The sequence below is a fragment of the Kitasatospora sp. NPDC088134 genome (assembly GCF_044741705.1).
Classification (GTDB): domain Bacteria; phylum Actinomycetota; class Actinomycetes; order Streptomycetales; family Streptomycetaceae; genus Kitasatospora.
Genome location: NZ_JBIUTD010000014.1, coordinates 1 through 25,943 on the forward strand (window position 1 = coordinate 1; position 25,943 = coordinate 25,943).

Here is a 25,943-nt window from a genome sequence, read left to right on the forward strand (position 1 = left end):
CGGTTACATTCCGAACCCGGAAGCTAAGCCTCACAGCGCCGATGGTACTGCAGGGGGGACCCTGTGGGAGAGTAGGACGCCGCCGAACAATCATTCAGGGAAGGGTCCCGGCCGAAAGGCCGGGGCCCTTTTCGCATTTCCGGGGCCACACCGCCGTGACGGAGGACGTACGCTCGCGGGTATGCGGACTTCTGAGAACACGTCAGGTGCGGGCCGGGTCGAGCGCGTCGAGGTGCTGACGGGGGAGCGGGCCGGGGAGGTGCGGGAGCTGCTGGCCGCGGCGGCCGCGGCGGACGGGCGGGAGGCGGTTTCGGAGGCGGGCCGGCTGCGGGTGCGGGCGGACAGTCCGCGGGCGGGGGTGTCGCACCTGGTGCAGTCGGTCGACGGGGTGGTGACGGGGTACGGGCAGGTCGAGGGGGAGCGGCCGGGGACGGTCGAGCTGACGGTGGCTCCGGGGGAGCGCGGGCGGGGGCTCGGGGCGGAGCTGGTGCGGGCGGTGCTGGCCGGGGCGGACGGGGCGTTGGACTTCTGGGCGCATGGCGGGCTGCCGGCGGCCCGGCACCTGGCGGAGGTTCACGGGGCGGTGCTGGTGCGGGAGTTGCGGCAGATGCGGCGCACCGCGGCGGCCCCGGAGGCGGTGACGGTGCCGGCGGGGGTGGAGCTGCGGACGTTCGAGCCGGGGCGGGACGAGGAGGCGTGGCTGGCGTTGAACGCGCTGGCCTTCGCGCACCACCCGGAGCAGGGGGCGTGGACGGCGCGGGACCTGGCGGAGCGGATGGCGGAGCCGTGGTTCGACCCGAAGGGGTTCTTCCTGGCGGAGCGGGACGGCGGGCTGGTCGGCTTCCACTGGACCAAGGTGCAGCCGGACGGGCTGGGCGAGGTCTACGTGGTGGGAGTGGACCCGGCGGAGCAGGGCAACGGTCTGGGGAAGGCGTTGACGGCGGCGGGGCTGCGGCACCTGGCGCTGGAGCGCGGACTGCCGACGGTGATGCTGTACGTGGACGCGGACAACGCTGCGGCCGTCCGGGTGTACGAGCGGCTGGGGTTCGCGGTCCACGAGGTGGACCTGATGTACCGCTGGGAGCCGACCTCGGGTCGCTGAGCAGGAAGGACGTGGCCGGGAGGCGGACGGAAGGAGGCGTCCGGTAGCCGCTACGGGGGTGACGGACTCAGCTTTCCTCCTGGCCATGCGGTGTTTACCGTGGATTCAATTGTCGCCGCGAAGATCACAGAATGTCGCCCGTGTTGCCCGGTCCACGTCACCGCTCCACCCGCTGCCCGGTCGGGCGGATCCCGGTTCCGCCGGCCGGGTGGACCGGGTCGGCGGGGGCGGGGGCGCGACGGCATGTCCCCCGGCCCGCCGGGACCGTGTCCTGCTGGAGGAGCTGGAACCGATGAGCATCCCCCGCCCCGTGTCCGAGTCGGCCGAGTCGGCCGCACGCAGCACCGAGCAGAAGCCGGCCGCGAGGTCCGGTGCGAGGAGTGAGTCCCGGGCCGCCGCCAAGGACACCGCCAAGGAGGCGAAGCCCCGCGCGGCGTCCCGGGCCAAGGCGAAGCCGGCCGAACCCGCGCCCGCGGCCGCCGCCCGGGCGGTGGCGCCCGCCCAGGCCGCGGAACAACCCGCCCCGGCGGAGCCGGTGCGCGCGACGACGGCGCTGCCCGCCGCGGTGTCGGCGGCCTTCCCGGCCGGCCCGGTGGACGCCCGGAGCGCGGAGGAGGCCGAGTTGCCGCAGGGCCGTTTCCTGGACCGCGAGCGCAGCTGGCTGGCGTTCAACGAGCGGGTGCTGGAGCTGGCCGAGGACCCGAACGTCCCGCTGCTGGAGCGGGCGAAGTTCCTGGCGATCTTCGCGTCCAACCTGGACGAGTTCTTCATGGTGCGGGTGGCGGGGCTGAAGCGCCGGATCGCCACCGGTGTCGCCCAGCGCTCGGCGTCGGGGCTGCAGCCGCGCGAGGTGCTGGACCAGATCTGGCGCCGGTCGCGGGAGCTGATGGCCCGTCACGCGGCCACCTTCCAGCAGGAGGTGCTGCCGGACCTGGCGTCCGAGGGCATCGAGCTGGTGCGCTGGGCGGAGCTCGCGGAGACCGAGCAGGCCCGGCTGCACACGCTGTTCCGGCAGCAGATCTTCCCGGTGCTGACGCCGCTGGCGGTCGACCCGGCGCACCCGTTCCCGTACATATCGGGACTGTCGCTGAACCTGGCGGTGGTGGTGCGCAACCCGGTGTCGGGGCACAAGCACTTCGCCCGGGTGAAGGTGCCGCAGCTGCTGACCCGCTTCCTGGAGGCCTCGCCGCAGCGGTTCGTGCCGCTGGAGGACGTGATCGGCGCGCACCTGGAGGAGCTGTTCCCGGGGATGGAGGTGCTCGCCCACCACGCGTTCCGGGTCACCCGCAATGAGGACCTGGAGGTGGAGGAGGACGACACCGAGAACATCCTGAAGGCGCTGGAGAAGGAGCTGATGCGGCGCCGTTTCGGCCCGCCGGTGCGCCTGGAGGTCGAGGAGTCGATCGACCCGTACATCCTGGACCTGCTGGTGCGGGAGCTGAACATCACCGAGGCGGAGGTCTTCCCGCTGCCCGGCCCGCTGGACCTGACCGGCCTGTTCGGGATCGCCGACCTGGACCGGCCCGAGCTGCGGTACCCGAAGTTCGTGGCGGGCACGGCGCGCGGCCTGACCGACGTGGAGTCGGCGACGCTGCCGGACATCTTCGCCGCGATGCGCGAGCGCGACGTGCTGCTGCACCACCCGTACGACTCGTTCTCCACCTCGGTGCAGGCGTTCCTGGAGCAGGCCGCCGCCGACCCGCACGTGCTGGCGATCAAGCAGACGCTGTACCGCACCTCCGGCGACTCGCCGATCGTGGACGCGCTGACCGACGCCGCGGAGTCCGGCAAGCAGGTCCTGGTGCTGGTGGAGATCAAGGCGCGCTTCGACGAGCAGGCCAACATCAAGTGGGCCCGCAAGCTGGAGGAGGCCGGCTGCCACGTGGTGTACGGCCTGGTCGGCCTGAAGACGCACTGCAAGCTGTCGCTGGTGGTCCGCCAGGAGGGCGACACGCTGCGGCGGTACTCGCACGTCGGCACCGGCAACTACCACCCGAAGACGGCCCGGCTCTACGAGGACCTGGGCCTGCTGACGGCGGACCCGCAGGTCGGCGCCGACCTGTCGGACCTGTTCAACCGGCTGTCGGGGTACTCGCGGCGGGAGTCCTACCGCCGGCTGCTGACCGCGCCGCGCGGGCTGCGGGACGGCCTGGTCGCCCGGATCAACGGGGAGATCGCGCACCACCGGGCCGGGCGGCCCGCCTTCGTCAAGATCAAGGTCAACTCGATCGTCGACGAGGTGGTGATCGACGCGCTGTACCGGGCCTCGCAGGCGGGGGTGCCGGTGGACGTGTGGGTGCGCGGCATCTGCGCGATCCGGCCGGGCGTGCCCGGGCTGAGCGAGAACATCCGGGTGCGCTCCATCCTCGGGCGGTTCCTGGAGCACTCGCGGGTGTTCGTGTTCGGCAACGGCGGCGACCCGGAGGTGTGGATCGGCAGCTCCGACATGATGCACCGCAACCTGGACCGCCGGATCGAGGCCCTGGTGCGGGTCACCGACCCGGCGCACCGGGCCGAGCTGAACGGGCTGCTGGACCTCGGCCTCTCCGACGAGACCGACTCCTGGCACCTGGGCGCCGACGGCACCTGGACCCGCCACGCGCAGGACGCCGAGGGCCGCCCGCTGCGGCACGTCCAGGACCTGCTGATCGACTCGCGCCGCCGCAACCGCGGCTCCGCCGCCGCACGCTGAGCGGCACCCCGCCCGCGCCGGACGTGCACCGGCGCGGGCGGACCGCATCCCTGGGGGAGGCCCAGGGAGGAGATCGGGGAGAGCCACAGCCATGACCGATGCGCCGACGACGGCCCCGGTGGCGCACGCCGCGACCGCCGGGGAGGTCCTTGCCGGCTACCTGACCGACCGGGCGGGCGCGTTCCTGCGCGCCCTGCCGCAGGCGGTCGGCGAGGCGGGCTCCAGACCGGGGGCGCTCCCGGCGTCGGCCCAGGCCGCGGACGACCTGCTGCGCGCGGTGCGCCGGATCGGCGGCGCGCTGCACACCTTCGCCGCGGCCTTCGACCCGGCCTGGGCGCAGGAGTCCCGGACCGAACTGCGCTGGCTGCTCAACCTGCTCGCCCTGGAACCCGGCTACCAGCGCCGCGCCACCCGGCTGCTGGGCGCCCTGGACTCGCTCGCCGACACCGACCCGGCGACGGCCGGGATGCTCGCCGGGCACGCGGGCGCGCCCAAGGCCCGGGCGCTGCTGGAGCGCCAGCTGACGCTGGCCCGGACCAGGGCGCACACCGCGCTGCTGCAGGAGCTGCGCTCGGCCCGGCTGCACGCGCTGGCGGACCGGATGACGCTGATGGCCGGCGAGGTGCCGCTGGTCGCGGGGGCCGCCGCCGAGCCGGTCGAGGCGCTGCTGCCGCAGACCGGGGCGGCGCTCGGCGCGCTGGCCGCCGCGGCCGAGCGGCTGCCCTGGCGGCGCTCCGCGGAGGCGTACGCCGGGTCGGGCCTGCACCGGCTGGGCCCGGCGGAGGAGACCGAGCCGGGCCGGGTGCCGGTCGCGCGCAGCGCCGCCTCGGACGCGGACAGCGCGCTGGCCGCCGACGACGCCCCGTGGCTGCGGGCCCGGATCCTGGTGAAGCGGGCCAGGTACGCGCTGGAGGTGTGCGGGGCGACCGGGGACGGGCTGCTGGAGCTGGACGCGGTGCTGGGCCGCCACCAGGAGGCCGCGGACGCGGCGGCGACGGTGGCGACGGCCGCCCGCACGCCGCGGATCACCCCGGCGACGGCGTACGTGCTGGGCGTGGTGCACGCCGATCAGCGCCTGGAGGTGGAGGCGGCCCGGTACGCTTTCGGGCGCCAGTGGCCGGCGGTGGCGCCTGGGCTGGTCGGCCCGGTCGCGGTGGCGTCGGACTGAACCCCCCTCCCTCACACCCCTCGCCCGGATAGGCCGCGTACCAGCTGATGCCCGCTCGCCCGACCTCGCCCCGCCGTGCCCGCTCCGCCGACGCCCGCCCGGGCGGCGGTCCGGCGGCGGGCTTCCGCTCGACGGTGCTGGCGGCGGGCGCGGTGCTGTGGGTGCCGGGGCCGCTGCGCAAGGACGGTGGCCGGAAGAAGCCCCGGGTGGCGCTGGTGCACCGGCCCAAGTACGACGACTGGAGCCTGCCGAAGGGCAAGCTCGAACCGGGCGAGGGGTGGCGGGCCGCCGCGCTGCGCGAGGTGCTGGAGGAGACCGGCCTGCGCTGCGTGCTGGGCCCGGAGCTGCCCGCGCAGCACTACCTGGCGCACGGCCGGCCGAAGGAGGTCCGGTACTGGTCGGCGGTGCCGACCGGCGGGGCGTTCCGGCCGAACCGGGAGGTGGACCGGTTGGAGTGGCTGCCGCCGCGGCGGGCCAAGGAGCGGCTGACGCATCCGCGGGACCGGGTGCTGATCGACGCGCTGCTCTCGCTGCTGCTGGGGTGACCCCCGGCGGGCTCGGTTCGTTCGGGCCGGTCGGGCGGGTGATCCGCCCGCGCCCGCACCGTGACGCAACCGTTACTACCGGCCGCAGTTTCCTGACATCCCTCCGAGGTTCACTCCCCGTTCATTTGTGACCGGCTGACGCGTCACCTGCCCTGCCTAACTTCTGGACTACCGGAGGGCCGCCAGGGCCCCGGACCACAGCAAATCCGGTCACGACCGAGACCGGCATTGCCTCAGAAAGGGACACCCTGTGAACCTGCGGAACGGCCGCTCCAAGGCCCTCGCCATCGGTGCCGTCGCGCTCGTCTCCACGCTGTCGCTGTCTGCCTGCGGCACGGACGACAACACCAAGACGACCTCGGGCAACTCCGCCTCCGGTGCGGCCCCCGCCGCCGGCAAGATCGTGTGCGCCGACAAGGGCGGCTCGCTGCTCGCCGCCGGTTCGACCGCGCAGACCCCGGCCATCGACGTCTGGAAGGCCGCCTACAGCGCCGCCTGCTCCAGCGCCACCCTGACCTACGGCGGTGGCGGCTCCGGCGCCGGCGTCACCCAGTTCAACCAGGGCAAGGTCGCCTTCGCGGGCTCCGACTCCGCCCTGAAGCCGGCCGAGGTCGACGCCTCGAAGACCGTCTGCACCGGTGGCCAGGCGATCGACCTCCCGATGGTCGGCGGCCTGATCTCGATCGTCTTCAACGTGGACGGCGTCGACAAGCTCGTCCTCGACGGCCCGACCCTGGCGAAGATCTTCGACGCCCAGATCGTCAAGTGGAACGACCCGGCGATCGCCGCCCTGAACGCGGGCGTGAACCTGCCGGACGCCGACATCCAGGCGATCCACCGCGCCGACGACTCGGGCACCACCGCCAACCTGACCGGCTACTTCGCCAAGGCCGGCGGCGGCGCCTGGAAGTACCCGGCCTCCAAGACCTGGGCGGGCCAGAAGGGCCAGTCCGCGACCGGCTCCGCCGGTGTCGCGGCCCAGGTGAAGCAGGTCAAGAACTCGATCTCCTACGTCGAGCTCTCCTTCGCCCAGACCAACAAGCTGAACAGCGCCCAGATCAACACCGGTGCTGCCAAGCCGGTCGAGGCCACCGCCGCCAACGCCGCGAACACCCTGGCCGCCGCCAAGGTCACCGGCACCGGTGCCGACCTCGCGCTGGAGATCGACTACGCGACCAAGGCGGACAACAACTACCCGCTGACCCTGGTCACCTACGAGATCGTCTGCGACAAGGGCAACAAGGCCGACACCCTGCCGGTCCTGAAGTCCTTCCTGAACTACACCGTGAGCGACGCCGGCCAGCAGGCCATCGGCGCGGTCGGCTACGTGCCGCTGCCGAAGGAGCTCGCGGGCAAGGTCAAGACCCAGATCGACGCCCTCGCCTGAGGCTGAGCGACGACCGGCCGGGCGGCCTCCGACGGAGGGGGGAGGGGCCGCCCGGCCGGGTCATTCGTCCGTACGCACCACGCACCACCGCACCACCACCACACCAGAACGTCCGGGGCACCGCCGCCATGGTGCCGCCCTCCGCGGGGCTGCGCCGCCAGACCGGAGTAAACGATCATGACTACTGAAGCCCCCGCCGACGCGCGGGGACGGACTCGACGGGGCCGGGGCGACAGCCGCCGCGGCGACAGCGTGTTCTTCAACCTCTCCCGCGGTTCGGGCATCCTGCTGCTGGTCATCATGGCCGCCATCGCAGGCTTCCTCGCCTACCGCTCCGCCCTCGCCCTGAGCAAGAACGAGGGCAACTTCCTGACCACCTTCGAGTGGGCGCCGGACGCCGCCAAGCCGGTGTTCGGCATCGCCGTGCTCACCTTCGGCACCCTGGTCAGCGCGCTGATCGCGATGCTGATCGCGGTCCCGATCTCGGTCGGCATCGCGCTGTTCATCTCGCACTACGCGCCGCGCCGGATCGCCCAGCCGTTCGCCTACCTGGTGGACCTGCTGGCGGCGGTCCCGTCCATCGTCTACGGCCTCTGGGGCGTGCTGTTCCTGGTGCCGCACATCGACGGCCTGACCAGCTGGATGGACCAGTACCTCGGCTGGACGTACATCTTCGACCAGAGCAGCAAGGGCGTTCCGCCGCGCAACCTGTTCACGGTCGGCATCCTGCTCGCGATCATGGTGCTGCCGATCATCACCGCGGTCACCCGCGAGGTGTTCCGCCAGGTCCCGCGGATGCACGAGGAGGCGGCGCTCGCGCTCGGCGCGACCCGCTGGGAGATGATCCGCACCGCGGTGCTGCCGTTCGGCCGCCCCGGCATCATCTCGGCCTCGATGCTCGGCCTCGGCCGCGCGCTCGGCGAGACCATCGCCGTCGCCACCGTGCTGTCCACCAACAACAAGCTGTCGCTGCACCTGCTCGACCCGGGCGGCGGCACCTTCGCGCAGAACATCGCGCTGAAGTTCAACGAGGCCCAGCCGTTCGGCCGGGACGCCCTGATGGCCTCCGGCCTGGTCCTGTTCGTCATCACCCTGCTGGTGAACGGCGCGGCCCGCATGATCATCGCCCGTCGCAAGGAGTACTCGGGGGCCGCCGCGTGAGTGCCATCTCCACCGTCACCGACGCCACGCCGCCGCAGCTCGGCCACCGGCTGACCGCGGCCCGGCTGCCCCGCTGGGCGCTGGCCGGCATCGCCGCCGCCTCGATCGCGGTCGGCTGCGGGATCGGCGCCGCCGCCGGCCTGCGGAGCCACGTGCAGTGGGGGCTGATCTCGGCCCTGCTGTTCCTGGTGGTCAGCTACGCCGTCTCGGCCTCGGTCGAGGGCCGCCGGCAGGCCAAGGACCGCTTCGCCACCTCGCTGGTCTGGGTCTCCTTCATCTGCGCCGTGGTGCCGCTGATCGCCCTGACCTTCTACACCGTGCAGCAGGGCGCCGGCGCGATCAGCATCGACTTCCTGACCCACTCGATGAAGGGCGTCGTCGCCACCCTCTCCCCGGACGGCGGCATCTACCACGCCATCATCGGCACCATCGAGCAGGTGCTGCTGGCGACCCTGATCGCCGCGCCGATCGGCCTGCTCACCGCCGTCTACCTGGTGGAGTACGGCCGCGGCCGGCTCGCCAAGGCGGTCACCTTCTTCGTCGACGTCATGACGGGCATCCCGTCGGTCGTCGCCGGTCTCTTCATCCTCTCGCTCTGGAACATCGCCCTCGGCTTCGAGTACTCCGGCTTCTCGGGCAGCCTCGCGCTGGCCATCCTGATGATGCCGGTCGTGGTCCGCTCGACCGAGGAGATGCTCAAGCTGGTCCCGAACGAGCTGCGGGAAGCCTCGTACGCGCTCGGTGTGCCGCGCTGGAAGACCATCCTGCGGATCGTCCTCCCCACGGCCATCGGCGGTATCACCACCGGTGTGATGCTGGCGGTCGCCCGCATCACCGGTGAGACCGCCCCCGTGATGATGCTGGTGTTCGGCGCCGACTTCATCAACAGCGACCCGTTCAACGGCCCGCAGCAGTCGCTGCCGCTCTACATCTGGCAGCAGTACTCGCAGATCAACAACGACTTCGGCTACGAGCGCGCCTGGGGCGCGGCACTGGTGCTGATCGCCTTCGTGATGGGGCTCAACCTCGTCGCCCGGGGCATCGCGCGCTGGCGTTCGCCCAAGGGCGGGCACTGACACCGACTGACGTACGAACAGACGAGAAGAGACCAAGGATCATGGCCAAGCGCATCGACGTCAGCGGACTGTCCGCCTACTACGGCTCCACCCGCGCCATCGAGGACATCTCGATGACCATCGAGCCCCGCTCGGTGACCGCCTTCATCGGCCCCTCGGGCTGCGGCAAGTCCACCTTCCTGCGCACCCTGAACCGGATGCACGAGGTGATCCCCGGCGCCCGGGTCGAGGGCAAGGTGATGCTCGACGACGAGAATCTGTACGGCTCGAACGTCGACCCGGTCGCCGTCCGCCGCTCGGTCGGCATGGTGTTCCAGCGCCCCAACCCGTTCCCCACCATGTCGATCTACGACAACGTGGTGGCGGGCCTGAAGCTGGCCGGCGTGAAGAAGAAGTCCGTCCTGGACGGCGTGGTCGAAAAGTCCCTGCAGGGCGCGAACCTGTGGAACGAGGTCAAGGACCGCCTCAACAAGCCCGGCGCGGGCCTGTCCGGCGGTCAGCAGCAGCGGCTCTGCATCGCCCGGGCGATCGCGGTCGAGCCCGAGGTGCTGCTGATGGACGAGCCCTGCTCGGCCCTCGACCCGATCTCCACCCTCGCCATCGAGGACCTGATCGGCGAGCTGAAGTCGCAGTTCACCATCGTGATCGTGACCCACAACATGCAGCAGGCGGCGCGCGTCTCCGACCGCACCGCGTTCTTCAACCTGGCGGGCGTCGGCCAGCCCGGCAAGCTGGTCGAGCTGGACGACACCCAGCGGATCTTCTCCAACCCGCAGGTCCAGGCGACCGAGGACTACATCTCCGGCCGCTTCGGCTGATCGGCGCCCCGCGCCCCGCGAGCTGCTCCGCGGTGCTGCATGGCGGTGCCGCCGCGGAGCCGAAGGAAGGGCCCGCCCCCGTGCTGTGGGGGCGGGCCCTTCCGCCGTGCGCGGGGTGCGGCGGGCGGCTAGAGCACCAGCACGCTGGTGATCCCGTACACCGCGGCGGCCACCAGGGCGGCGGCCGGCATGGTGATGAACCAGCCCATCACGATGTTCTTCGCCACCCCCCAGCGGACCGCGCGGACCCGCTTGGTGGCGCCCACGCCCATGATCGCCGAGGTGATCACGTGGGTGGTGGAGATCGGCGCGGCGTAGACGAACGAGGTGATGTACATGACCGCGGAGGCGGTCGCCTCGGCCGCGAAGCCCTGCGGCGGGTCCAGCTCGATGATCTTCCGGCCCAGGGTGCGCATGATCCGCCAGCCGCCCGCGTAGGTGCCCAGCGAGAGCATCGTGGCGCAGGAGATCTTCACCCAGATCGGGATGCCGTTGCCGGACTGGTGGCCGGAGATGGTCAGCGCCATCACCACGATGCCCATGGTCTTCTGGGCGTCCTGCAGGCCGTGCGCCAGCGCCATCGCGGCCGCCGAAGCGGTCTGCGCCACCCGGAAGTTGCGCTTGGCCCGGTGCGGATTGGCCTTCCGGAAGATCCACAGGATCGCCAGCATCACCAGGAAGCCGCCGACCAGGCCGATCACCGGCGAGACGATCATCGGGACGATGATCTTCTCGACCACGCCGTGCCAGACCACCCCGATGCCGCCGGCCAGCGCCGCGCCCACCATGCCGCCGAACAGCGCGTGCGAGGAGGAGGACGGCAGGCCGAAGTACCAGGTGACCAGGTTCCAGGCGATCGCCCCGATCAGGGCGGCGAACAGGATCGCCATGCCCTTGCTGCCGCTCGGGGTCTCGATGATGCCCTTGGAGACGGTCTTCGCCACCCCGCTGCCGAGGAAGGCGCCCGCCAGGTTCATCACCGCGGCCATCGCCAGCGCCGCCCGGGGCGTCAGCGCCCGGGTGGAGACCGAGGTGGCGATCGCGTTGGCGGAGTCGTGGAAGCCGTTGGTGTACGTGAAGAAGAACGCGACGCCGATGACGACGATCAGTGCTGCCATGTCCACGGAGGTCAGGACTCCTTGACGGCGATGGTCTCCACCGTGTTGGCCACGTGCTCGAACGCGTCGGCGGCCTCTTCGAGGACGTCCACGACCTGCTTGAGCTTCAGCACCTCGATCGCCTCGTACTGGCCGGAGAACAGGTGGGCCAGCAGCTTGCGGTGGATCTGGTCCGCCTGGTTCTCCAGCCGGTTCACCTCGATCCAGTACTCGGTGAGGTTCGACATCGACCGCAGGTTGGGCATCGCCTCCGCGGTCAGCTCGGCCGCCCGGGCCAGCACCTCGATCTGCTGCTCGATGCCCTTCGGGAGGGTCTCGATGTCGTACAGCACGACCAGGTCGACGGCCTCCTCCATGAAGTCCATGATGTCGTCCAGCGAGGAGGCCAGGTTGTAGATGTCCTCCCGGTCGAACGGGGTGATGAACGAGGAGTTCAGCTGGTGGAAGATCGCATGGGTGGTGTCGTCGCCGGCGTGCTCGGCGGCGCGCATGCGCTCGACGATCTCCGCGCGGGCTGACACGTCCGAGCCCAGTAGTTCCAGCAGGAGCTTCGATCCGACGACCAGGTTCTCCGCCGCGGCGGCGAACATGTCGTAGAAGCTCGTCTCCTTCGGGGTCAGGCTAAAACGCACGGAAATCTCCGATGTGCGGGGTCGGTACTTGACGATGCTAGGCGCACGCCCGCCGCGGATGGCCACGGGGTTGCCGACGCGCGCCCTAAGTGTGTCCCACGACACGCCGGTTTGCTCCCGCCCTGCACGGGGATCCCTGTGCTGACGCTCGGACGGCGGAACACCGGCCGGCCGCCGGGTGTTGGAAGATGGGGCGACCACCGAGACCAGGAGGGCGGACCGGATGACCACCATCGACACGCCGAGCGCCGACACGGCACCGGCCTGCCACGGCGCGCCGTCGGACGCCGGACCGCACGGCTACAGCGGCGACAAGGCCGCCCACCTCAAGCGGCTGCGCCGGATCGAGGGTCAGATCCGCGGCCTGCAGCGGATGGTGGACGAGGACGTCTACTGCATCGACATCCTCACCCAGGTCTCCGCCTCCACCAAGGCGCTGCAGTCCTTCGCGCTCTCCCTGCTGGAGGAGCACCTGCGGCACTGCGTGGCCGCCGCGGCCGCGGCGGAGGACGGCGGCGAGGAGCTGAACGCCAAGGTCGCCGAGGCCAGCGCGGCGATCGCCCGGCTGCTGCGCACCTGAGGCCGCTGCGCGCCCGAGCCGTCCGTGCAGCTGAGCCCTCGTGCTCAGGGGAGTTGACGGTCCGTCGGGCCGGCGGCGGAGGCGTCGTCCGGGCGGCGGGCCAGCAGGACTTCGTCGATCTGCTCGGCGCCCAGCCGGTCGGCGCGGCTGGCGGAGGCCGCGATCATCAGCTCGCCCGTCAGGTCGATCTCGTCCAGCGCGGTTCGGTCGTGGCCGCCGGTGCCGTCCTCCCCGGATGCCCCGGATGCCATGGCCCCCACCCCTTCCGCGCCCCGTCCGTGCACCCTCCGAGCCCGCTCCCGTACCAGCGTAGGGAGCGCGGGGCCGGGCCACATGGCACGGACGGGCCATCTCTGCCACCGGAACGGGTGGCCCGGGGCGCCCCGGCGGTGCCGCCGCGGTCACTTCGGCGAGGGGGTGGCCTTCATCGAGAAGATGTCGGCGGCGGCCGGCTCGGCGGCCTCCACCGGGGCGCCGAACTGCGACAGCGCCAGCGTGGAGACGACCTTGACCTGGTCCTTCGGCGCGGTGGAGCCGGCCACCCCGGCGAAGGTGAAGTTCTCCACCAGCTTGTGCAGTCGCCCCTGGCCGTCCAGCCAGACCTCGTACGGGACCTCCTTCACCGTGAAGGTCTGGCCCGCCATCCGCAGGCCGTCCGCACCGCGGCCGCCGGTCGCGTCGGCCGCCTTGGCGAGGTCCAGGACGCCCTTGTAGTGCTTGAGCTCCACGCCGTCCACCGTCTCGGTGCCGGCCACCTCGGCGGTCTGCGCGCCGCGCAGCGCGCCCGCGGCGGTGGCCGGGTCGGTGGCGCCGGAGCTGACCAGGTTGCCGTCCGGGAGCTGGCGGACGTCCAGCTTCACCCACTTGCCCTCGGGGATCTTCGCGCCGCTGTTCTGCAGGTAGACCGTGCCGGGCAGCACCACCTCGGTGATCTTCCCGGTGGTGGCGGCGCCGGGCGGCACGTCGATCTCCAGCCGGCCGAGGCGCTTCACGTAGTCGTAGCCGCCGGTGCCGTGGAACACCGCCTTCTTGTCGGCCGACTCGGTGATCAGCTCGGTGGCCGCGTGCACCGAGCCGCTGCGGCCGGTGAGGTCGGCGGCGGAGCGGACCGCGGTCAGCGGGTCGGCGGACAGCTGGTCCACGGAGGCGCCCCGGTCCTGCCCGCCGGTCGAGCAGGCGGCCAGCGCGGAGACGAGCAGCGCCGCGGCGGCGGCCAGGTTGAGCTTCTTCACTTCTTCGACAACCCCCTCGGGCCCCGGACGACCCGGCAAGCAGCCGCCCCGGATGGGCAGAGCGCTTGCCAGGCAAACGAGTTGGGGCCCGGAAGGTTACGCCGGTGTTCAACCGGCGCGCGTTTCGCCGCGTCGTCCGGCCGGGTTACCGTGAAAACCGTGGCAGAGCAGCGGCCGGAGGCGACCGGCACGGCGACGCGGACCGACCCCCTCGACGGCGCACACCGCACCGAGGTGGTGGAGCGCGGCTCCTTCACCTTCGCGTCCTGCGCCTGCGGCTGGTTCGCCCCCGGGCGGCGCTCCCGCGACAAGGCCCGGCGGGATGCCGCGGAACACCTCGCCGACCCCGGCTGAGCCGCCCCGGCGCGCGCTCCGGTCTCAGGCCGCCAGGTCCGAGTCGCCGTCCGCCGCGCGGTCCGGGTGCCGCCGGGCCCGCGCCGGGCGGGCGGTGGACGGCGCGTCAGCCGCCCGGCCCCCGCGCCGACCGGTCCGCGCGGCCCCGGGCGGGGCGGCGACCACCAGCGGGCGCAGCGCGGTGCGGGACAGCGCGTGACACAGCGGCACCAGCACGGCCATGGCGATCGGGGCGAGCAGCAGTACGACGGCGGTGGCCAGCGCGTAGCCGCCGAGCACGTCGGTCGGGTAGTGCACGCCGACGAAGAGTCGGCAGAAGCCCTGCAGCAGGGCGAGCGCGCCGGCGGCCGCGCCGAGCTTCCGGTTGACCAGGAACAGCGCCACCGCGATGCCCATCGACATCGCGGAGTGGTCGCTGACGAAGGACAGGGTGTCCTCCTTGCCGGGCACCAGCACGTCGATCTCGGGGTGGTCGACGAACGGGCGGGGCCGGTCCACGATCCGCGAGATCGGCAGGTTGGCGAGCTCGGCCAGCGCGACGGCGAGCGGGGCCCACAGCACGCTGGCCACCGCGACCGGGGCGTCCGGGCGGCGGCGGGCGACCAGCCAGGCGGTCAGGCCCAGCGCGGCCAGGCCGAGCAGGATGCCGTACTCGGCGGTCCAGGCGACCAGCGAGTCCAGCCAGGCCGGGGCGTCCGCGGCCAGGCTGTTGACGGCCTTCAGCAGGCCGAGGTCGGGATCGCCGGAGCCGGTTCCCGCGTCGGCGAGCAGCGTGGGCACGCCGCACCTCCCTGTCCGCGCTCCGCGGTGCTTCCCGGCCGGGGACCACCGGGCGGGCGCTCCCGGGGCGGAGGACCGGCAGCATCCTGATCCAACGCGATCAAGGGCGTTCTGGTTTCCGGCAGAACCCGGTGTTATGGAAAATTGACTGACCGTGCACCACTCGCGCACACGGTCCGTCAGCCGGTCTTCGGGCCCTCCGGCCTGGTGATGGTGCCGTCGTTCAGGTTCCGGCTGGGCAGCGCGGCGGCGCCGTCGGAGGTCACCCGGGTCGCCCCGATGTAGTCCTTCTGATCGATCGGGTCGTAGCGGACCTTGGCCCCGGTGTGCGGCGCGTCGATCATGTAGCCGCCGCCGACGTACAGGCCGACGTGGTGGATGGTGCGCGGGTCGTCCAGGTCGTTGGCGAAGAACACCAGGTCGCCGGGCCGGAGTTGGTCCCGGGACGGGTGCGGGCCCGAGTACCACTGGTCGTTGGCCACCCGGGGCAGCTCGATGCCCACGCTCTGGAACGCCGCCTGGGTCAGGCCCGAGCAGTCGAACCGCCCGCTCTCCCAGGTCTGTCCGGTGCCGCCCCACAGGTAGTCGATGCCGAGCTTGCCCTGCGCGAACCAGATCGCCCCCGCCGCCTCCCTGGACAGCGCCAACTGCACGCCCGGCGCGGCCGGTGCGGTGAAGGACTTCGCCAGGGACTGGATGCTGCGCACGTAGCCCTGGGTCTCCTTGTACGGGGGGATGCCCTGGTACTTGACCACCGCGCCGGGGCCGGCGTTGTACGCGGCCAGCATGTTCGCCTGCCGGTCGCCGGGTACTTGGGCGATCTCCTTGGCGAGCCGGCAGTCGTAACTGGCGGCGGAGGCGATTGCGTCCATCGGGTTCCAGACGTCCCGCTTGCCGTCGCCGTCGCCGTCGACACTGAAGGAATTCCAGCTGTCCGGCATGAACTGGGCCAAACCCGAAGCCCCGACCTGGCTCTTCGCCCGTGGATCGAAGCCGCTCTCCTGGTAGAGCTGCGCGGCCAGCAGCGGGGCGGAGATCTCCGGGCAGAGCTTGCCCCAGTTCTGGATCTGCGGGCGGTAGACGGCCGGCACCGTTCCGGCGGACAGCGCCGGATCGCCCGAGGACTGCCCGGAAACCCCACTGGCCGCATAAGTGCCGAGCGTCACCACACCGACGAAGCCGATGGCCAGCACCACCGTCGCGGCGCCCGCCAAGCGTGCCTTCCCGAGCGCCATCCAGCACCATCCCCGACGGATCGTCAGCTGTCATGTCCCGTTGCGTTATTGCCCGGTGCAATCATCACAGATACCAAGTCCGGGCAGTATCCTCGAACCACCGGACATCATGGCGGAGGTGCCCGGTTCCCACGAGCAATCCGCCAGAAGCGGCCAAGTCGACGCGAGTTCCGGCCAAGAATAGGACCAGCCCCTTCGCTCGACCGTGGTCCGGGGCCTTGAATTTCCTGAGCGGGCGGTGAGACGGGATGAACCTGAACGTGGACAGCGCAGTGATCCGGCACTTGGCGGAGGACCCGCCGAAGAAGCCCGACATCGACACCATCATCGGTGGCATCGCCCCCGACTGGGGCCCGTTCGCCTCGCTGGGCTCCTCGGCCCGGGTCATGGTCCAGGTCGTGATGGCCGTCGCCATCCTGGTCTGCCTCGCCATCGCCATCTGGGGCGCCGCCAAGCAGCGGATCGGCGCCACCGCGATGCGCGACACCTTCAGCGCCGAACAGGGCAAGGGGCTGATCGTCGCGGGCCTGACCGGCGTGTTCATCATCGGTTCGCTCGGCACCCTGTTCACCATTGTCTACGGCATGGCCATCTGACGAGCGGACAGCTCCCGCCCGGATGAGCCGGCCCGGGCGCCGCGCACCACTCCCGCACCCCCACACCGAGAACCCTCCCCCGGCCTCCGGCCGGGGGTACCCCCACCGCCACCGCGCGCCCCGCGCGGTGGCGCCGCACCAGGAGGGCCCCCGTGCCGTTGTCCGACGACCAGCCGCACACCCGTACGCGGCTACCGGTCGCCGAACAGAACGACCGGGCGACGGGCCGTCAGGCCCGGCCGCTGCGCACACTCCTGACGGTCCTCGCCGTGGTCACCCTGCTGGTGGTCGCCGTCTCGATCGCCAACCGCGACAAACCCGACCCGGGCCGCGGCACCGGCGGCAGCTCCGCCGACCGGGCCGGCGGCACCACCGACCGGACCGGCAACAGCGGCCGGCAGCCCGTCACCACCACCCAGAACGGCATCGGCACCGGCTACCCGCACACCGACCAGGGCGCGCAGTCGGCCGCCGCCAACTACGCGGTGGCGCTGGGCTCCACCGACATGTTCCGCACCGAGACCCGGCACACCGTCCTCGCCACCGTCGTCGACCCCACCGTCCTCCCCGCCCTCCAGGCCCGCCTGGACCAGGCCTTCTCGGCGGACACCGTCACCCGCTACGGCCTCGACGCCCAGGGGAAGGCACCGAAGGGGCAGACCTTCGTCAGCCGGATCTCCCCGATCGGCACCCGGACCACCAACAGCGCGGACACCGCCACCCGGGTCGACGTCTGGTGCGTCGGGGTCTACGGGCTCGCCGGTGAGAACTCGACGGTCCCGGTCACCCAGGACTGGTACACCCTGAGCGTCACCATGCGCTGGACCGGCAGCGACTGGAAGCTCACCGACTTCTCCCGCGCCGCGGGCCCCGCCCCCCTCCCGGGCGACCAGCAGGCGGCCACCGCGAAAGAGATCGCCGATGCCGTCCAGCAGTTCGGAGGGTTCCGCTATGCCCGCTGAGGTGTCCAGAGTCCGCTTCCTGCGCCGGGCCGGGGCGCTCGCCGCCGGGCTGAGCGGTCTTCAGTTCGCCGCGCTGATGGTCGCGCAGCGGGTGTGGGCCGAGCCCTCGCCGACGCCGCAGAACACCTGCGCCGCGCAGAACGTGCCGCTGCCCGGGGCGGGCAGCCAGTGCCTGCCGCCCGACGTCACGGTGATCCCGGGCAACGGGGCCGTGTCGAACGTGACGGACCCGCTGGGGTCGTTGGCGAAGGGGTGCGCGCAGGCGGCGGCCTGGGTGGTGCGGCAGTTGTCGGGGGCGATCGACGGGACGACGAAGGTCGACTTCACCAACGCGGCGTTCCTGCAGCAGTACGCGGTGGTGTTCGCGGTGTCGACGGTGGTCACGCTGGTGCTGTGGCTGCTGGCGGTGACGAAGCGGGCGGTGCGCGGGGCCCCGCTGGGGCAGGCGTTCGCGGAGGCGGTCGGCTTCCTGTGGCTGACGGTGATCGCCTCGGCGTTCACGCCGCTGATCCTGTACACGGTGGTGACGGTCACCGACGGGATGACGGCCGCGATCGCGGCGGGCACGAAGTCCGACACCGGCACCTACCTGGGCGGGTTCGCGGACACCCTGGAGAAGGGCAGCATGGGCGGCGGCCCGCTGATCCTGATCATGGTGTCGCTGGTGGCGGTGCTGGCCGCCGCGGTGCTCTGGATCGAGCTGGTGATCCGGGCGGCGATGCTCTACGTGGGCGCGCTGCTGGGGACGGCGGTGTACGCGGGCCTGGTGGACAAGCAGCTGTGGAAGCACGTGCGGCGGTGGGCCGCGATGATGCTGGCGGTCGACCTGGCCAAGCCGATCATCGTGATCATCCTGGGCCTGGCGGGCGCGGTGGCGACCGGCTCCGGCGCGGACGACGACTTCGCCCGGGTGCTGAGCGGGCTGGCGATCCTGTTCCTGTCGATCTTCGCGAGCGCGGCGGTGTACCGGTTCGTGCCGGGCTTCGGCGACGAGCTGATGGCGATGCGGCGGGCCCGGTCGAGCGCGGTCTCGGCGGGCAGCGCGATGATCAACGGCCCGGCGAACTTCGTGAAGCAGGGCATCTCGACGCACGGTTCGCGCGGTGGCGGCGGCCCGCAGACCGCGACCGCCTCGCCGGGCGCGAGCGGCAGCGGGGCGGGCGCCGGGATCGCGGCGCACGCCGCCCGCCCGGCGACCCCCGCCCGCCCGGCCGGCCCGCCCCCGCAGACCTCCGTCCAGGCTCCGGTCAACAACCCGAAGGGAGGGTGACGGGGAGTGAGCAGCGAACAGTTCGGCCAGTACGGCACCCAGTACGCCCATCAGCGCCGCAGTTACCTGATCGGGAAGGCGCGCCCGAACGCGCCGATCGGGCGCAACCGGGAGACCGGCGAGATCGTGCTGATCATCGCCGGTGCCGGCCTGGGCATGGTGTGGGGGCTGATCCCGAGCCTGCTGCCGCTGCGGATCGCCGGCCTGGTGGGCTTCCCGCTGCTGGCGATCATGGCGGTGTACGTGCCGTACCGGCGGCGGACGTTCTACAAGTGGGTGGAGATCAACCGGACGTACCGGCGCACCGTGCGCAGCGGCCGGGGCACCTGGAAGCCGGACGTGCACGAGGCCGGGACGCGGCTGGACGGGCGCGAGGTGGAGGTCGGCCCGCCGCCGGGGGTGGGGCGGCTGCGCTGGTTGTCGGCGCCGTTCGGGCCGGACGAGGTCGCGGTGCTGATGCACCTGGAGCGGCGGACGGTGACCGCGGCGATCGAGATCGAGGGCCCGGGCGTGGGCCTGCGCGACTCCGAGGACCAGGAGGCGCTGGTCGACCGGTTCGGCACGCTGCTCAAGCACGTGGCCAACGGCGACGGCTTCGTGACCCGGCTGCAGATCCTGGCCCGGACGCTGCCGGCCGACCCGGACGCGCACGCGAAGGACGTGGAGCGGCGCGGCAGCCACGACGCGCCGCGCTGGCTGCAGGACAGCTACGACCAACTGCAGTCGATGGTGTCGACCTCCTCGGAGCAGCACCGGGCGTACCTGGTGGCGTGCATGCACTACACCCGCGACCTCGCCGCGGAGGCGCACGCGATGGGGCGCACCGCGTACGGGCGGAGCGAGAAGGCGGACCGCAGCGACGACGGCCTGGCGACCGTGATGGCGCGTGAACTCACCGACATCTGCGCCCGGTTGGCGGAGGCGGACATCCGGGTCCGGCAGCCGCTCGGGCAGGCCCGGCTGGCCTCGCTGATCCACTCGATGTACGACCCGGACCACCCGATCGACCACATCCAGGCGATGAGCCGGCGCAACGCCTGGCCGGCCGAGCTGGACGCCACCCACCCGCAGTACCTGCAGGCGAAGACCCGGGAGGCGGCGACCCGGGAGCCCTGGTGCCACGCCACCGCGTGGATCAAGGAGTGGCCGCTCACCCCGGTCGGGGTCAACTTCCTGGCCCCGCTGCTGGTGCACACCCCGGACGTGATCCGGACGGTCGCGGTCACCATGGACCTGGAGCCGACCGACGTCGCGATCGAGCGGATGCTGACCGAGAAGACCAACGACGAGGCGGAGGCCAGTCGGGCGGCGAAGATGAACCGCACGGTGGACCCGCGCGACCTGGCGCACACCGGCCGGGTGGACCAGCGCGGCGACGACCTGGCGTCCGGCGCGGCCGGGGTGAACCTGGTCGGCTACCTGACGGTCTCCTCGCGCAGCCCGGAGGCGCTGGCCCGGGACAAGCGGACCATCCGCGCGTCCGCGGGCAAGAGCTACCTGAAGCTGGAGTGGTGCGACCGCGAGCACCACCGGGCGTTCGCCAACACCCTGCCGTTCGCCACCGGCATCCGCCGCTGACCCCCGGAGGCCGTCGATGCTGAGCAGGCTCACCGAAGCGTTCACCAGCACCCTGTTCGGCCGGGTGGAGACCACCCGGCTGCCGGTGCGCACCTCCAGCGGCCAGGCGCAGGCGGTCTACCTGCCGACGGCGGCGCCCGGCCTGGGCGACTCCGGGGTGATCATCGGCCGCGAGGTGTACAGCGGCAAGGGCTACGTCTACGACCCGTTCCAGCTGTACGGCCAGCAGCTGCCGGCCCCGCACTGGCTGGTGCTGGGGGAGTCCGGCAACGGCAAGTCCGCGTTGGAGAAGACGTACGTGCTGCGGCAGTTGAGGTTCCGCGACCGCCAGGTGGTGGTGCTGGACGCGCAGGGCGAGGACGGCGTCGGCGAGTGGAACCTGATCGCCGACGCGCTGGGGATAAAGTCGATCCGGCTGGACCCGATGGCGGCCCGGGACGGCGGGGTGAAGCTCAACCCGCTGGACCCGGCGATCACCACCACCGGGCAGCTGTCGCTGCTGCGCACCATCATCGAGGTGGCGATGGGCCGCTCGCTGGAGGAGCGGGCCGGTTTCGCGCTGAAGGCCGCGCACGCCTACGTGCTCAGCACGGTGACGGGCCGTCAGCCGGTGCTGAACGACATCATCGACACGCTGCGCAGCCCCGACCTGTCGGCGGTGGAGTCGCTGGGCGTGGAGGTCGGCGAGGTGCAGTCCTGGGGCCTGGACGTGGCGCTGGTGCTGGACCGGCTGGTCGACGGCGACCTGCGCGGCATGTTCGACGGCCCGACCACGGCGGGCATCGACCTGGACGCGCCGCTGATCGTCTTCGACCTGTCGCACATCGACCGGAACTCGATCGCGATGCCGATCCTGATGGCGATCGTCGGGGTGTGGCTGGAGCACACCTGGCTGCGGCCGGACCGGGTGAAGCGGATCTTCCTGGTCGAGGAGGCCTGGCACATCATCAACAGCCCGTTCGTGGCGCAGCTGTTCCAGCGGCTGCTGAAGTTCGGGCGGCGGCTCGGCCTGTCCTTCGTGGCGGTGGTGCACCACCTGTCGGACGTGGTGGACGGCGCGGCGGCGAAGGAGGCCTCGGCGATCCTGAAGATGTCCTCGACCCGCACCATCTACATGCAGAAGGCCGACGAGGCGAGAGCCACCGGCCGGGTGCTGGGCCTGCCGCGCTGGGCGGTGGAGATCATCCCGACCCTGTCGCCGGGCATCGCGGTCTGGGACGTCAACGGCAACGTGCAGGTGGTCAAGCACATCATCACCGAGGCCGAGAAGCCGCTGGTGTACACCGACCGCGCGATGACCGAGGACACGGTGGCCGAACGGGACCGCGCGGACCAGCAGTTGGCGGACCGGCCGCGGGTCTGACGGGTGCTCGGCCCGGTCGCCGACCGGGTCCGGCCGGCGGCTCGTCAGCCGTCGGATACCAGCTCGTTACCCGCGGGTTCCTGACAGCTACGCGCGTTGACCCTAGGCTTCCTCCAGACAACGCCAGGCCGCGCTGCCGCGGCCCCGACGGTGTAGGGGACAGCCATGCCCATTTCCGGAACCACCGGCCGCCGCACGACCGCCCTCGCGGTCGCCGCGGCCGCCGCCCTGTTCGGCACGATGGCCCTCCCGGCCACCGCCGAGGCCCACGGCCGGGGCCACGACAAGCCGAAGTACGAGGACCTGCAGCTCCTCGCCATCAACGACCTGCACGGCAACCTGGAACCCCCGGCGGGCTCCTCCGGCAACATCAACGAGATCGACGCCACCACCGGCAAGACCGTCGCCACCCCCGCGGGCGGCGTCGAGTACCTGGCCACCGCGCTGCGCCAGGCCCGCGAGGGCCACCGCAACAGCATCACCGTCGCGGCCGGCGACCTGATCGGCGCCAGCCCGCTGATGTCCGGCCTGTTCCACGACGAGCCCACCATCGAGGCGCTCAACAAGATCGGTCTGGACGTCACCTCGGTCGGCAACCACGAGTTCGACGAGGGCTCGGCCGAGCTCAAGCGGATGCAGGACGGCGGCTGCCACCCGGTCGACGGCTGCTACGAGGCGGGCCGCGAGTTCGACGGCGCCGACTTCCCGTACCTGGCGGCCAACGTCACCAGCGAGAAGACCGGCAAGCCGATCCTCAAGCCGTACTGGGTGAAGAACGTCCACGGCGTCAAGGTCGGCTTCATCGGCGTGACCCTGGAGGGCACCCCGAACATCGTCACCGCCGCCGGCGTGCAGGGCCTCAAGTTCGGCAACGAGGTCGCCACCATCAACAAGTACACCGCCGAGCTGAAGCGCCAGGGCGTCAACTCCGTGGTCGCGCTGATCCACGAGGGCGGCCTGCCCGCCAGCAACATCTACAACTACGACTGCGGCCCGGGCGGCTCCGGCATCTCCGGCCCGATCGTGGACATCGCCAAGCGGCTCGACCCGGCCGTCGGCGCGATCGTCACCGGCCACACCCACACCGCGTACGCCTGCATGATCCCGGACCCGAACGGCGTGCCCCGCTCGGTCACCAGCGCCGCCTCCTTCGGCCGCCTGTACACCGAGATCGACCTCAAGCTGGACAAGCGCACCGGCAGCATCGTCCGCCCGTCGGTCACCGCCGCCAACCACATCGTCCGCCGCGACGTGGCCAAGGCCCCCGACATGACCGCGCTGATCGACCACTACCGCGCGCTGGCCGCCCCGATCGCCAACCGCCCGGTCGGCTGGATCTCCGCGGACATCAACGGCCGCGGCAGCACCGCGCTGGAGAAGCCGCTCGGCGACGTCATCGCCGACGCCCAGCTGGCCGGCCTGTCGGCCGCCGACAAGGGCGGCGCCCAGGTCGCCTTCATGAACCCGGGCGGCATCCGCGCCGACCTGGTCTACAAGTCGACCGGCAGCGAGGGCGACGGCGTGGTGACCTACGGCGAGGCCTTCGCGGTCCAGCCGTTCACCAACATGATGCAGGTCAAGACCCTGACCGGCGCCCAGCTGGTCCAGCTCCTGCAGCAGCAGGTCTCCGGCTCCAACGAGGCCTCCCCGAAGATCCTGCAGCCCTCCGCCAACCTGGCCTACACCCTCGACCTGAACAAGGCCGGCGCGGCCCGGGTCCTGGTCGACTCGATCCGCCTGAACGGCGCCCCGGTCGACCCGAACGCCAAGTACCGGGTCGCCGCCAACGAGTTCCTGGCCGGCGGCGGCGACGGCTTCCCGGCCTTCGCGGCCGGTACCGACAAGCTCGTCGGCGCCTCCGACCTGGACCTCTTCAACACCTACCTGACCGGCCACTCCAGCGCCGGCACCCCGCTGACGGCCCCCGCCACGACCCGCATCAAGGTCATCGGCGTCGGCCAGGACAACGACTGATCCACTGCCGGTACCAGGGGGCGGGGCGCCTGCGGGCGCCCCGCCCTCACCGCTGTTCCGGCCCCTGGCCCTGCTCCGGCCGGTCTGGCTGCCCCGGCAGCACCATCACCGCCTGCGTCCCCGGCCCGCCGTCGCCCGCCGGACCCAGCGCCACCTGCCCGCCGGCGTCCCGCACGGTCTGTGCCACGATCGACAACCCCAGCCCCGAGCCCGGGAGTTGACGCGAGGACGGCGAACGCCAGAACCGCTCGAAGACCAGCGGCAGCTCCTCCGCCGGAATCCCGGGCCCGCGGTCGCGCACCGTCAGCCGCCCCGCCCGCAGCCGGACGTCGATCGTCCCGCCCGGCGGTGAGTACTTCACCGCGTTGTCCAGCAGGTTGATCACCGCCCGCTCCAGCGCCGCCGGGTCCCCGTGCACGAACCACGGATTCACCTCGGTCTCGAACACCAGCGACGGCCCGCGCAGCCGCCCCCGCTCCAGCGCCCGCTCCACCGTGTCGTGGAACGCCACCACCGTCCGCACCGCCTCCGGATTCGGGGTGTCCGGCCGCGACAGCTGCAGCAGGTCCCCGATCAGCACCGTCAGCTCCTGCATCTGCGCCTTCATGTTCCCCAGCATCCGCGCCCGGGTCTCCGCCGGCAGCGCCCGCCCCTGCGCGTCCGACCTGATCAGCAGGTCCACGTTGGTCCGCAACGAGGTCAACGGCGTCCGCAACTCGTGCCCGGCGTCGGCGATCAGCCGGGTCTGCCGCTCCCGCGAGTTGGCGAGCGCCGTCGACATCGAGTTGAACGAGGTGGACAGCCGCGCGATCTCGTCCTTCCCGTGGACGGGGATCGTGGTCCCGACCTCCTCCGTCCGCGCGATGTGCTCCACCGCGTCGGTGAGCTGATCCACCGGCTTCAGCGCGGAACGCGCGACCACCCGCCCGGTGACACCCGCCCCGATCACGCCCAGCCCGGCGACGCCCGCCATCAGCAGGGCCAGCGAGTTCAGCGACTTCTCGACGCCGCCGGTCGGCAGCGCGGTGAGCAGCACGGCAGACTGCTCCACACCGTCCGCCCGCACCACGGTGGTCGTGCGGCGCACCAGCGCCTGGTCGCCGTTCAGGTAGGCGCCGTCGCGGTACGACTCGGCCCTGGGGGAGGTGCTGGGCGGCAGGTCGTCGTCCGCCACCTGGAGCGCCCGGACGGAACCGCCGAGGAAGCAGACGGTGCCGTCCTTCAGCAGGACCTGGGTGTCGTACTTCTGCGGCCCGAAGCGGTCGTCGCCCCCGACGGGCACCTGGCGCAGGGCGTCGGCGGGGGTGGCGCCGCAGAAGAGGGCGGGGCTGCGGGCACCGAGCGGGCCCTGCCGGGGTGCGCCGCGCAGGTTGTCGTGCACCTCCTGGTACAGCCTCTCCCTGACGATCAGCCAACTCGCCACCGCCACCACCGCGATCGCCACCGCCACCGCGGCAGCCGTGAGCATGGCCAGCCGGCTCCGCAGCGATCTGCCGCGGAACCACCCCGTGAGCCGGCCGAGCGGCTTCACGCCGCTGCGCCGGTGGCGGCGCGGAGCGCGTAGCCGACGCCGCGGACGGTCTGGATCAGGCGGGGCATGCCGTGCTGCTCGGTCTTGCGGCGGAGGTACATGACGTAGACGTCGAGCGAGTTGGAGGAGGGCTCGAAGTCGAAGCCCCAGACCGCCTTGAGGATCTGTTCCCGGGTCAGCACCTGGCGCGGGTGCGAGAGGAACATCTCCAGCAGCATGAACTCGGTGCGGGTGAGCTCGATCGGGGTGCCGTCGCGGGTGACCTCGCGGGTGGCGGTGTTCATCCGGAGGTCGGCGAAGGCGAGCACCTCGTCCTCCTCCTCGTCGGCGGCGGTGCGCGCCGCGGCCTCGTTGGCGAGCGCGTTGCGGCGCAGCAGCGCCCGGACCCGGGCGAGGAGCTCGTCGAGTTCGAAGGGCTTGGCGAGGTAGTCGTCGGCGCCGACGTCGAGCCCGGTGACGCGGTCGCCGACGGCGTCCCGCGCGGTGAGCATCAGCACCGGCACGGTGTCGCCGCGGGAGCGCATCCGGCGGACGGCGGTGAGGCCGTCCATCCGGGGCATCATGATGTCCAGCAGCACCAGGTCGGGGTGGTCGCGCTCGACGGCGGCCAGCGCCTCGTAGCCGTCGGTGGCGGTGCTGACCTGGTAGCCCTCGAAGGCGAGGCTGGATTCCAGCGCGTCGCGCAGCGCGGGCTCGTCGTCGACCACGAGGACGCGGGCGCCGCCGCCCGGGGCCTCGGTGGGAGTGCGGTCGTCGGCGGGGGGAGTCATCGGCGCGGGGCCCTTTCTG

General features: G+C 72.2%; 24 protein-coding genes and 1 rRNA gene. 17 read left to right on the plus strand and 8 right to left on the minus strand.

The annotated features are described in order from the left end of the window. From rrf to pstB, 9 genes are all read left to right on the plus strand, one after another. Window positions 1-88 (plus strand): 5S ribosomal RNA (gene rrf / locus ACIOHG_RS21740); the annotation flags it as partial. Between the two features lie 93 nt (window positions 89-181). Then, window positions 182-1,102 (plus strand): mycothiol synthase, encoded by a 921-nt coding sequence (mshD, locus tag ACIOHG_RS21745; RefSeq protein WP_400953091.1) that lies wholly within the window; start codon window positions 182-184, stop codon window positions 1,100-1,102. Window positions 1,103-1,394: 292 nt separating this feature from the next. After that, entirely contained in the window at window positions 1,395-3,794 is a 2,400-nt protein-coding gene (locus ACIOHG_RS21750) for an RNA degradosome polyphosphate kinase (protein ID WP_400953093.1), read from the plus strand. A 91-nt stretch (window positions 3,795-3,885) separates the two neighbouring features. After that, window positions 3,886-4,962, plus strand: coding sequence for a CHAD domain-containing protein (locus ACIOHG_RS21755; RefSeq protein WP_400953095.1), 1,077 nt, complete (start codon window positions 3,886-3,888; stop codon window positions 4,960-4,962). Between the two features lie 47 nt (window positions 4,963-5,009). Next, window positions 5,010-5,507, plus strand: a complete 498-nt coding sequence (locus ACIOHG_RS21760) for an NUDIX hydrolase (RefSeq protein WP_400953097.1) — start codon at window positions 5,010-5,012, stop codon at window positions 5,505-5,507. 250 nt (window positions 5,508-5,757) lie between these two features. Further along, the gene (gene pstS / locus ACIOHG_RS21765) at window positions 5,758-6,894 is read left to right on the plus strand and encodes a phosphate ABC transporter substrate-binding protein PstS (protein ID WP_400953099.1); all 1,137 of its coding nucleotides are present in this window, start codon (window positions 5,758-5,760) and stop codon (window positions 6,892-6,894) included. 177 nt (window positions 6,895-7,071) lie between these two features. Beyond that, window positions 7,072-8,055 carry a phosphate ABC transporter permease subunit PstC gene (gene pstC / locus ACIOHG_RS21770; RefSeq protein ID WP_400953101.1) on the plus strand — a complete coding sequence of 328 codons (984 nt, stop codon included), beginning with the start codon at window positions 7,072-7,074 and terminating at the stop codon, window positions 8,053-8,055. Continuing rightward, window positions 8,052-9,131 carry a phosphate ABC transporter permease PstA gene (pstA, locus tag ACIOHG_RS21775; RefSeq protein WP_400953103.1) on the plus strand — a complete coding sequence of 360 codons (1,080 nt, stop codon included), beginning with the start codon at window positions 8,052-8,054 and terminating at the stop codon, window positions 9,129-9,131. Before pstC ends, pstA begins: the two co-directional genes overlap by 4 nt. A 41-nt stretch (window positions 9,132-9,172) precedes the next feature. After that, a complete protein-coding gene (pstB, locus tag ACIOHG_RS21780; RefSeq protein ID WP_400715287.1) occupies window positions 9,173-9,949 on the plus strand; it encodes a phosphate ABC transporter ATP-binding protein PstB in 777 nt (258 codons plus the stop codon). 128 nt (window positions 9,950-10,077) lie between these two features. On the opposite strand, the gene ACIOHG_RS21785 is transcribed toward pstB, so the two are convergent. Together ACIOHG_RS21785 and ACIOHG_RS21790 are read right to left on the minus strand one after the other, a co-directional pair. Next, window positions 10,078-11,073 carry an anion permease gene (locus ACIOHG_RS21785; protein ID WP_400953105.1) on the minus strand — a complete coding sequence of 332 codons (996 nt, stop codon included), beginning with the start codon at window positions 11,071-11,073 and terminating at the stop codon, window positions 10,078-10,080. A 5-nt stretch (window positions 11,074-11,078) separates the two neighbouring features. Next, window positions 11,079-11,699 carry a DUF47 domain-containing protein gene (locus ACIOHG_RS21790; protein ID WP_014137429.1) on the minus strand — a complete coding sequence of 207 codons (621 nt, stop codon included), beginning with the start codon at window positions 11,697-11,699 and terminating at the stop codon, window positions 11,079-11,081. Window positions 11,700-11,922: 223 nt separating this feature from the next. Between ACIOHG_RS21790 and ACIOHG_RS21795 the strand changes: the two genes are divergently transcribed. Beyond that, window positions 11,923-12,279 (plus strand): metal-sensitive transcriptional regulator, encoded by a 357-nt coding sequence (locus ACIOHG_RS21795; protein WP_400953107.1) that lies wholly within the window; start codon window positions 11,923-11,925, stop codon window positions 12,277-12,279. Window positions 12,280-12,323: 44 nt separating this feature from the next. Here the strand turns inward: ACIOHG_RS21795 and ACIOHG_RS21800 are convergent, their stop codons facing one another. Together ACIOHG_RS21800 and ACIOHG_RS21805 are read right to left on the minus strand one after the other, a co-directional pair. Further along, complete coding sequence (locus ACIOHG_RS21800) at window positions 12,324-12,530, minus strand: hypothetical protein (RefSeq protein ID WP_400953108.1); 207 nt, start codon at window positions 12,528-12,530, stop codon at window positions 12,324-12,326. Between the two features lie 150 nt (window positions 12,531-12,680). After that, window positions 12,681-13,511: a hypothetical protein gene (locus ACIOHG_RS21805; RefSeq protein ID WP_400953110.1), complete on the minus strand. Its 831-nt coding sequence runs from the start codon at window positions 13,509-13,511 to the stop codon at window positions 12,681-12,683. 159 nt (window positions 13,512-13,670) lie between these two features. On the opposite strand from ACIOHG_RS21805, the gene ACIOHG_RS21810 reads away from it, so the two are divergent. Next, window positions 13,671-13,865 (plus strand): hypothetical protein, encoded by a 195-nt coding sequence (locus ACIOHG_RS21810; RefSeq protein ID WP_400953111.1) that lies wholly within the window; start codon window positions 13,671-13,673, stop codon window positions 13,863-13,865. A 24-nt stretch (window positions 13,866-13,889) separates the two neighbouring features. On the opposite strand, the gene ACIOHG_RS21815 is transcribed toward ACIOHG_RS21810, so the two are convergent. Together ACIOHG_RS21815 and ACIOHG_RS21820 are read right to left on the minus strand one after the other, a co-directional pair. Further along, window positions 13,890-14,645, minus strand: a complete 756-nt coding sequence (locus ACIOHG_RS21815; protein WP_400953113.1) for a phosphatase PAP2 family protein — start codon at window positions 14,643-14,645, stop codon at window positions 13,890-13,892. A gap of 179 nt (window positions 14,646-14,824) precedes the next feature. Further along, window positions 14,825-15,880 carry an NlpC/P60 family protein gene (locus tag ACIOHG_RS21820; protein ID WP_400953115.1) on the minus strand — a complete coding sequence of 352 codons (1,056 nt, stop codon included), beginning with the start codon at window positions 15,878-15,880 and terminating at the stop codon, window positions 14,825-14,827. A 248-nt stretch (window positions 15,881-16,128) separates the two neighbouring features. Here ACIOHG_RS21820 and ACIOHG_RS21825 point away from each other — a divergent pair, with 248 nt between their 5' ends. From ACIOHG_RS21825 to ACIOHG_RS21850, 6 genes are all read left to right on the plus strand, one after another. Further along, the gene (locus ACIOHG_RS21825; RefSeq protein ID WP_400715271.1) at window positions 16,129-16,476 is read left to right on the plus strand and encodes a hypothetical protein; all 348 of its coding nucleotides are present in this window, start codon (window positions 16,129-16,131) and stop codon (window positions 16,474-16,476) included. A 152-nt stretch (window positions 16,477-16,628) separates the two neighbouring features. Beyond that, entirely contained in the window at window positions 16,629-17,438 is an 810-nt protein-coding gene (locus ACIOHG_RS21830; protein ID WP_400953116.1) for a hypothetical protein, read from the plus strand. Continuing rightward, window positions 17,428-18,708, plus strand: coding sequence for a hypothetical protein (locus ACIOHG_RS21835; protein ID WP_400953118.1), 1,281 nt, complete (start codon window positions 17,428-17,430; stop codon window positions 18,706-18,708). Before ACIOHG_RS21830 ends, ACIOHG_RS21835 begins: the two co-directional genes overlap by 11 nt. A 6-nt stretch (window positions 18,709-18,714) precedes the next feature. Next, window positions 18,715-20,286, plus strand: coding sequence for an SCO6880 family protein (locus ACIOHG_RS21840; RefSeq protein ID WP_400953120.1), 1,572 nt, complete (start codon window positions 18,715-18,717; stop codon window positions 20,284-20,286). Window positions 20,287-20,302: 16 nt separating this feature from the next. Continuing rightward, window positions 20,303-21,649, plus strand: coding sequence for an ATP-binding protein (locus tag ACIOHG_RS21845; protein WP_400953122.1), 1,347 nt, complete (start codon window positions 20,303-20,305; stop codon window positions 21,647-21,649). Window positions 21,650-21,814: 165 nt separating this feature from the next. Beyond that, window positions 21,815-23,623 carry a bifunctional metallophosphatase/5'-nucleotidase gene (locus tag ACIOHG_RS21850; RefSeq protein WP_400953124.1) on the plus strand — a complete coding sequence of 603 codons (1,809 nt, stop codon included), beginning with the start codon at window positions 21,815-21,817 and terminating at the stop codon, window positions 23,621-23,623. A 46-nt stretch (window positions 23,624-23,669) separates the two neighbouring features. On the opposite strand, the gene ACIOHG_RS21855 is transcribed toward ACIOHG_RS21850, so the two are convergent. Both ACIOHG_RS21855 and ACIOHG_RS21860 read right to left on the minus strand, forming a co-directional pair. Further along, complete coding sequence (locus ACIOHG_RS21855) at window positions 23,670-25,091, minus strand: sensor histidine kinase (RefSeq protein ID WP_400953125.1); 1,422 nt, start codon at window positions 25,089-25,091, stop codon at window positions 23,670-23,672. Window positions 25,092-25,150: 59 nt separating this feature from the next. After that, window positions 25,151-25,924 carry a response regulator transcription factor gene (locus ACIOHG_RS21860; protein ID WP_400953127.1) on the minus strand — a complete coding sequence of 258 codons (774 nt, stop codon included), beginning with the start codon at window positions 25,922-25,924 and terminating at the stop codon, window positions 25,151-25,153. Window positions 25,925-25,943: the final 19 nt, after the last annotated feature.

Excerpts from the sequence above, each read along its gene's own strand:
- mshD (WP_400953091.1), top strand. The coding sequence starts at position 182 with ATGCGGACTTCTGAGAACACGTCAGGTGCGGGCCGGGTCGAGCGCGTC.
- ACIOHG_RS21750 (WP_400953093.1), top strand. The coding sequence starts at position 1,395 with ATGAGCATCCCCCGCCCCGTGTCCGAGTCGGCCGAGTCGGCCGCACGC.
- ACIOHG_RS21755 (WP_400953095.1), top strand. The coding sequence starts at position 3,886 with ATGACCGATGCGCCGACGACGGCCCCGGTGGCGCACGCCGCGACCGCC.
- ACIOHG_RS21760 (WP_400953097.1), top strand. The coding sequence starts at position 5,010 with ATGCCCGCTCGCCCGACCTCGCCCCGCCGTGCCCGCTCCGCCGACGCC.
- pstC (WP_400953101.1), top strand. The coding sequence starts at position 7,072 with ATGACTACTGAAGCCCCCGCCGACGCGCGGGGACGGACTCGACGGGGC.
- pstB (WP_400715287.1), top strand. The coding sequence starts at position 9,173 with ATGGCCAAGCGCATCGACGTCAGCGGACTGTCCGCCTACTACGGCTCC.
- ACIOHG_RS21795 (WP_400953107.1), top strand. The coding sequence starts at position 11,923 with ATGACCACCATCGACACGCCGAGCGCCGACACGGCACCGGCCTGCCAC.
- ACIOHG_RS21800 (WP_400953108.1), bottom strand. The coding sequence starts at position 12,530 with ATGGCATCCGGGGCATCCGGGGAGGACGGCACCGGCGGCCACGACCGA.
- ACIOHG_RS21820 (WP_400953115.1), bottom strand. The coding sequence starts at position 15,880 with ATGGCGCTCGGGAAGGCACGCTTGGCGGGCGCCGCGACGGTGGTGCTG.
- ACIOHG_RS21825 (WP_400715271.1), top strand. The coding sequence starts at position 16,129 with ATGAACCTGAACGTGGACAGCGCAGTGATCCGGCACTTGGCGGAGGAC.
- ACIOHG_RS21835 (WP_400953118.1), top strand. The coding sequence starts at position 17,428 with ATGCCCGCTGAGGTGTCCAGAGTCCGCTTCCTGCGCCGGGCCGGGGCG.
- ACIOHG_RS21845 (WP_400953122.1), top strand. The coding sequence starts at position 20,303 with ATGCTGAGCAGGCTCACCGAAGCGTTCACCAGCACCCTGTTCGGCCGG.
- ACIOHG_RS21850 (WP_400953124.1), top strand. The coding sequence starts at position 21,815 with ATGCCCATTTCCGGAACCACCGGCCGCCGCACGACCGCCCTCGCGGTC.
- ACIOHG_RS21855 (WP_400953125.1), bottom strand. The coding sequence starts at position 25,091 with ATGCTCACGGCTGCCGCGGTGGCGGTGGCGATCGCGGTGGTGGCGGTG.
- ACIOHG_RS21860 (WP_400953127.1), bottom strand. The coding sequence starts at position 25,924 with ATGACTCCCCCCGCCGACGACCGCACTCCCACCGAGGCCCCGGGCGGC.